Origin of the sequence: Pseudonocardia pini (assembly GCF_013870575.1) — a bacterium.
In the GTDB taxonomy this organism is placed as follows: domain Bacteria; phylum Actinomycetota; class Actinomycetes; order Mycobacteriales; family Pseudonocardiaceae; genus Pseudonocardia; species Pseudonocardia pini.
The window spans coordinates 1-5,506 of sequence record NZ_JACBXB010000353.1 but is presented as its reverse complement, the minus strand read 5'-3'; the positions used below and the strand labels follow the sequence as shown (position 1 = coordinate 5,506).

Genomic DNA, 5,506 nt, shown 5'->3' with positions numbered 1-5,506 from the left:
CGGGCGCCCGGACCCGCACCTCGTCGACCAACGCCCGCACCGCTGCGGCGGACCGCGGGTCCCGACTCCCGTGCGCGACCGGGACGAGGATCGGACTCATGGCCGGCCACGTCCGACTCGCGCGTCGGGAACGTGGGACTCGCGCGTCGAGAGTGGGGGACTCGCGCGTCGGGAGTGTCCGACTCGCGCGCCGTGGTGTCCGACTCGCGCGTCGGGAACGGGGGACTCGCGGGGTGGGGGTGGCGGGGTCACTCGGCCGGGGTGAGGTTCAGCGGGGTGCCGACCAGCCCCGCGGCCAGGGTGTTGCCCGTGGGCGGGTCGATCAGCAGGAAGCTGCCGGTGGCCCGGATGTCGGCGTAGTCGTCGACCGGGAGGGGGTCGGCGGTGCGCAGGGTGACCAGGCCGATGTCGTTGAGCTCCAACGTGTCCGCCGGGACCTCGGTGAGGGTCTCGGTGTCGATGCGGCCCTCCGGGGCACCGACCATGACCTGCGTGGTGCGGGTGCCGTGCTTCAGGAGCAGCCGGGCACCGGGGCGCAACGGCTTGTCCGCCAGCCAGCACAGGGTCGCGCCGAACTCGTTCGTGACCCGCGGCTCGGTGTCCGCCGCGACGAGCATGTCGCCGCGGGAGATATCGATGTCGTCGGCGAGCCGGATGGTGACCGAACGTCCCGCGCCCGCGGACCCCAGCGGCCCGTCGGCGGTGTCCACATCGGTCACCGTGGTCCGGCGCCCCTCGGGCAGGACCACCACCGCGTCGCCGGGACGGACCGTGCCCGAGGCGACCTGGCCCGCGTAGCCGCGGTAGTCGTGCAGCTCGGCGCTGCGCGGGCGGATCACGTACTGCACCGGCATCCGGAACGGCGCGGTCGCCTCCGGCCCGACGACCGGCACGGACTCCAGGTGCCCCAGCAGCGTGGGCCCCTCGTACCAGGGCGTGCGCGCGGACCGCTCGACCACGTTGTCCCCGACCAGCGCGGACAGCGGGATGGTCTGCACGGCCTCGTCGGCGAACCCGAGCGAGCGGGCCAGCCCGGTGAAGTCCTTCTCGATCGCGCGCAGCATCCCCTCGTCGTACTCCACGAGGTCGATCTTGTTGATCGCCAGCACGAGCCGCGGCACGCGCAGCAGCGCGAGGACGGTGGCGTGCCGGCGGGTCTGCTCGACGATCCCGTTGCGGGCGTCGACCAGCAGCACCGCGAGCTCCGCCGTGGACGCGCCGGTGACGGTGTTGCGGGTGTACTGGACGTGCCCGGGGGTGTCCGCCAGCACGAACTCGCGCTCCGGCGTGCCGAAGTAGCGGTACGCGACGTCGATCGTGATGCCCTGCTCGCGCTCGGCGCGCAGGCCGTCGACCAGCAGCGACAGGTCCGGCGTGGACAGCCCCTTGTCGACCGACGCGCGCTGCACGGCCTCGATCTGGTCCGCCAGCACGGACTTCGTGTCGTACAGCAGCCTGCCCACGAGGGTGGACTTGCCGTCGTCGACCGAGCCCGCCGTGGCGAAGCGCAGGAGGTCCCTACCCATCAGAAGTACCCCTCGCGCTTGCGGTCTTCCATGGCCGCCTCGGAGAGGCGGTCGTCGGCCCGGGTGGCGCCGCGTTCGGTGAGCCGGGAGGCGGTGACCTCGGCGATGATCTCGTCCAGCGTGGTCGCGGTGCTCTCGACCGCACCGGTGCAGGACCCGTCGCCGACCGTGCGGTAGCGGACGGAGAGCCGCTCCAGGGTCTCCGCGCCGCGCGGCCCGCCCCACGGCCCCTCGGCCAGCCACATGCCGTCGCGCTGGTAGACCTCGCGCTCGTGCGAGTAGTAGATCGACGGCAGCTCGATCTCCTCGCGCTGGATGTAGCGCCAGACGTCGAGCTCGGTCCAGTTCGAGATCGGGAAGACGCGGACGTGCTCACCCGCGGCGTGCCGCCCGTTGTAGAGGTTCCACAGCTCGGGGCGCTGCTTGCGCGGGTCCCAGCGGCCGAAGGCGTCCCGGAGCGACATGATCCGCTCCTTGGCCCGCGCCCGCTCCTCGTCCCGGCGGCCGCCGCCGAACACGGCGTCGAACCTGTTCTCGACGATCGCGTCGAGCAGGGGCTGGGTCTGCAGGGGGTTGCGGGTGCCGTCGGCGCGCTCGACCAGCCTGCCGTCGTCGAGGTAGTCCTGCACGCGAGCGACCTCGAGCCGGAGGCCGAGCCGGGAGACGATCGAGTCCCGGAAGTCGATGACCTCGTCGAAGTTGTGCCCGGTGTCCACGTGCAACAGCGGGAACGGGACCGGCGCGGGCGCGAACGCCTTGACGGCCAGGTGCACCAGCAGCGTGGAGTCCTTGCCACCGGAGAACAGGATCACCGGGCGGTCGAACTCGCCCGCGACCTCGCGGAAGATGTGGATGGACTCGGATTCCAGCGCGTCGAGCGCGTCGAGAGCCTGGGTCATGAGGGGTGCAACCCGCATTCGATCTTCGACGTGCCCGCCCAGCGACCGCTGCGCGGGTCCGCCCCGGGGAGGGGCTTGGCGGTGCAGGGGGCGCAGCCGATGCTCGGGTACCCCGCGTCGACCAGCGGGTTCACCAGGATCCCGTGCTCGGTGATGTACGTGGCCATGTCCTCGTCGCTCCACGCGGCGATCGGGTTGATCTTGACCAGCCCGAACTTCTCGTCGTAGGTGACCAGCGGCGTGGTCGCCCGGGTGGGCGCCTCGACGCGGCGGACGCCGGTGACCCAGGCGTCGTAGCGCGCGAGGGTGTCCTGCAGCGGCGCGACCTTCCGCAGGGCACAACACCGGTTCGGGTCGCGCGCGAACAGGTCCTTCCCCTCGGTCGCGTCCTGCTCGGCGACGGTCCGGGCGGCCTTGGCGTCGACGATCGAGACGTCGTAGACCTGCTCGACGGCGTCCCGCGTGCCGATCGTCTCGGCGAAGTGGTAGCCGGTCTCCAGGAACAGGATCTCGACGCCCGGCTTGGCCTTGGCGGCCAGGTCCACGAGCACGGCGTCCTGCATGTTCGAGGCGACGATCAGGGAGTCGAAGGTCTCCGCCGCCCAGGCGAGGACCTGCTCGGCCGAGGCGTCCGGGCCCAGGTCGGCGGCGCCCCGCTCGGCGACGGCACGGAGGTCGGTCTCCAGCGCGATACTCATGAGTCGGCTCCTTCCGGGACCCCGATGCCGACGAACGTCACGACGAAGGTGCGCAGACAGGACGCACACCACCACGCGGCACCGGGCACCTTCTCGGAACGCTCGGCGGGGGAGAGATCTTCCTCGCCGCAGTAGGGGCAGTGGTAGGGCACGACGCGAGACGTCACTTGAGGTCCGCCTCGTCCGCCCGCAGGACCCACTGGGCGAACCGCTCGCCCTGCTCGCGCTGCGCCACGTAGTGCCGCACCACGCGCTCCACGTACTCGCCCAGCTCCGTGCTGGTCACCTTCAGCCCGCGCAGCTTGCGGCCGAAGCCGGCGTCGAGCCCGAGGCCGCCGCCCAGGTGGACCTGGAAGCCCTCGACCTGCTCGCCCTCGGCGTTCCGGACGATCATGCCCTTGAGGCCGATGTCGGCGACCTGGGTGCGCGCGCAGGAGTTCGGGCAGCCGTTGAGGTGGATCGAGACCGGGGTGTCGATGTCGCCCTGGACGTCCGCGAGCCGCTTCTCCAGGTCCGCGACCAGCCGGATCGCCCGCTCCTTGGTCTCGACGATCGCGAGCTTGCAGAACTCGATGCCGGTGCACGCCATGGTCGACCGGCGCCACGGCGAGGGGTTCGCCTGCAGGCCCAGGCCCTCGGCCTCGGCGGTGAGAGCCTCGACGGCGGCGTCCGGCACGTCGAGCACGACGACCTTCTGCTGCGCCGTCAGCCGCACCCGCTGCGAGCCCGCGGTCTCGGCGGCCTTGGCCAGCGCGACCAGGGTGTCGCCGGACACGCGGCCCGACGACGGCGCGAGGCCGACGTAGTTGAGCCCGTCCTTCTGCTTGTGGACGCCCACGTGGTCGATCGGGACGGCGGGGATCTCGGGGGCGGGCCCGTCGATCAGCTTCCGGCCGAGGTACTCCTCCTCGAGCACGCGGCGGAACTCCTCCGCGCCCCAGTCCGCGATGAGGAACTTGATCCGGGCGCGGTGGCGCAGCCTGCGGTAGCCGTAGTCCCGGAAGACGGAGATGACACCCGCCCAGACGTCCGGGATCTCGTCGACCGGCACCCACGTCCCGAGCCGCTGCGCGATCTTCGGGTTCGTGGACAGCCCGCCGCCGACCCAGAGGTCGAAGCCGGGGCCGTGCTCCGGGTGGTCCACGCCGACGAACGAGATGTCGTTGATCTCGTGCGCGACGTCCTGCTCCCAGGAGATGGCGCTCTTGAACTTCCGGGGGAGGTTCGAGAACTCCTTGCTGCCGACGTAGCGGTCCAGGATGGTGCGGATCGCGGGTTCGGGGTCGATCGGGTGGTCCGCCGAGATACCCGCGACCGGCGAGCCGAGGATGACGCGCGGGGTGTCACCGCACGCCTCGGTCGTCAGCAGGCCGACGCCCTCGACCTTCTCCCAGATCGCCGGCATGTCCTCGACGCGGATCCAGTGGTACTGGATGTTCTGCCGGTCGGTGATGTCGGCGGTGTTCCGCGCGTACTGCTGGCTGATCTCGCCGAGCACGCGGAGCTGCTCGGTGGTCAGCGCACCGCCGTCGCACCGGACGCGGAGCATGAAGTAGCGGTCGTCGAGCTCCTCGGGCTCCAGCGTGGCCGTGCGGCCGCCGTCGATCCCGGGCTTGCGCTGGGTGTAGAGGCCCCACCAGCGGAAACGTCCGCGAAGATCGCCGGGGTCGATCGAGTCGAACCCGCGCTTCGCGTAGATGTTCTCGATCCGCGCGCGGACGTTGAGGCCGTCGTCGTCCTTCTTCGTGCGCTCGTTCGGGGTCAGCGGCTCGCGATGGCCGAGCTTCCACTGGCCTTCGCCGCGCTTGCGCTTCGGTGCCTGCGTGGCGGGTGTGTCCGTGGGCATGGTGGTGGGAGCTCCTGGGCTCTGCGGGGCACCGCGACACGACGTTCGGGCGTCGGCCCGGCCGGGAATGACAGGGGCGGGACGTGCTACCGCCGACAGAGCGCGCTGTTCACCCGGTGCAGGTCCACGTGGCGCCGTGCCACGAGGCGCAGGGTGAGCGCAGTCATGGTGCCCAGGGTGCCACGCTGTCCGGACCAAAGGCCACCCGGCGCCCGCATGGTGGGAGTGGACTCACACGGGTGTCAGCCGCGACCGCGGCCCTTCCCCTTGCGTTTGCCCTTGCCGTTCCCAGTGTCGGGCCTGTCGGGGTGCCGGGCCGGGGTGTCGGGCCGTTCCCGACGTCGTCGCAGGTCGGGGAGGGACACTCGAGGCGCACCGGCCCGTACGAGACCCTCCGCCCGAACACCCCGACCTGGTCGAACCCGACCCGAGCCCTCGACGCGGGGACAGCCGCCAGGAACCCCGCCTGCGGCGCTCGCGCCGGAGACACCGGCGCCGAAGGCGCCCATGCCCGAAGCTCCCGAACCGGCGCCGCCC

At 71.9% G+C, this 5,506-nt stretch carries 6 protein-coding genes and 1 pseudogene; all 7 read right to left on the bottom strand.

From position 1 onward, the window contains the following. A pseudogene (locus H5J29_RS35210) lies at positions 1-100 on the bottom strand (sirohydrochlorin chelatase); the annotation flags it as partial. A gap of 148 nt (positions 101-248) precedes the next feature. Then, the gene (locus tag H5J29_RS19220) at positions 249-1,526 is read right to left on the bottom strand and encodes a sulfate adenylyltransferase subunit 1 (RefSeq protein WP_181782416.1); all 1,278 of its coding nucleotides are present in this window, start codon (positions 1,524-1,526) and stop codon (positions 249-251) included. After that, positions 1,526-2,425 (bottom strand): sulfate adenylyltransferase subunit CysD, encoded by a 900-nt coding sequence (gene cysD, locus H5J29_RS19215; RefSeq protein WP_181782414.1) that lies wholly within the window; start codon positions 2,423-2,425, stop codon positions 1,526-1,528. Before cysD ends, H5J29_RS19220 begins: the two co-directional genes overlap by 1 nt. Beyond that, complete coding sequence (locus tag H5J29_RS19210) at positions 2,422-3,123, bottom strand: phosphoadenylyl-sulfate reductase (RefSeq protein WP_181782412.1); 702 nt, start codon at positions 3,121-3,123, stop codon at positions 2,422-2,424. Before H5J29_RS19210 ends, cysD begins: the two co-directional genes overlap by 4 nt. After that, a complete protein-coding gene (locus H5J29_RS19205) occupies positions 3,120-3,290 on the bottom strand; it encodes an Insertion element protein (RefSeq protein ID WP_181782410.1) in 171 nt (56 codons plus the stop codon). Before H5J29_RS19205 ends, H5J29_RS19210 begins: the two co-directional genes overlap by 4 nt. Beyond that, a complete protein-coding gene (locus H5J29_RS19200) occupies positions 3,287-4,969 on the bottom strand; it encodes a nitrite/sulfite reductase (protein WP_181782409.1) in 1,683 nt (560 codons plus the stop codon). Before H5J29_RS19200 ends, H5J29_RS19205 begins: the two co-directional genes overlap by 4 nt. 86 nt (positions 4,970-5,055) lie before the next feature. Continuing rightward, entirely contained in the window at positions 5,056-5,136 is an 81-nt protein-coding gene (locus tag H5J29_RS36595) for a putative leader peptide (protein ID WP_376768551.1), read from the bottom strand. Between the last annotated feature and the right edge of the window lie 370 nt (positions 5,137-5,506).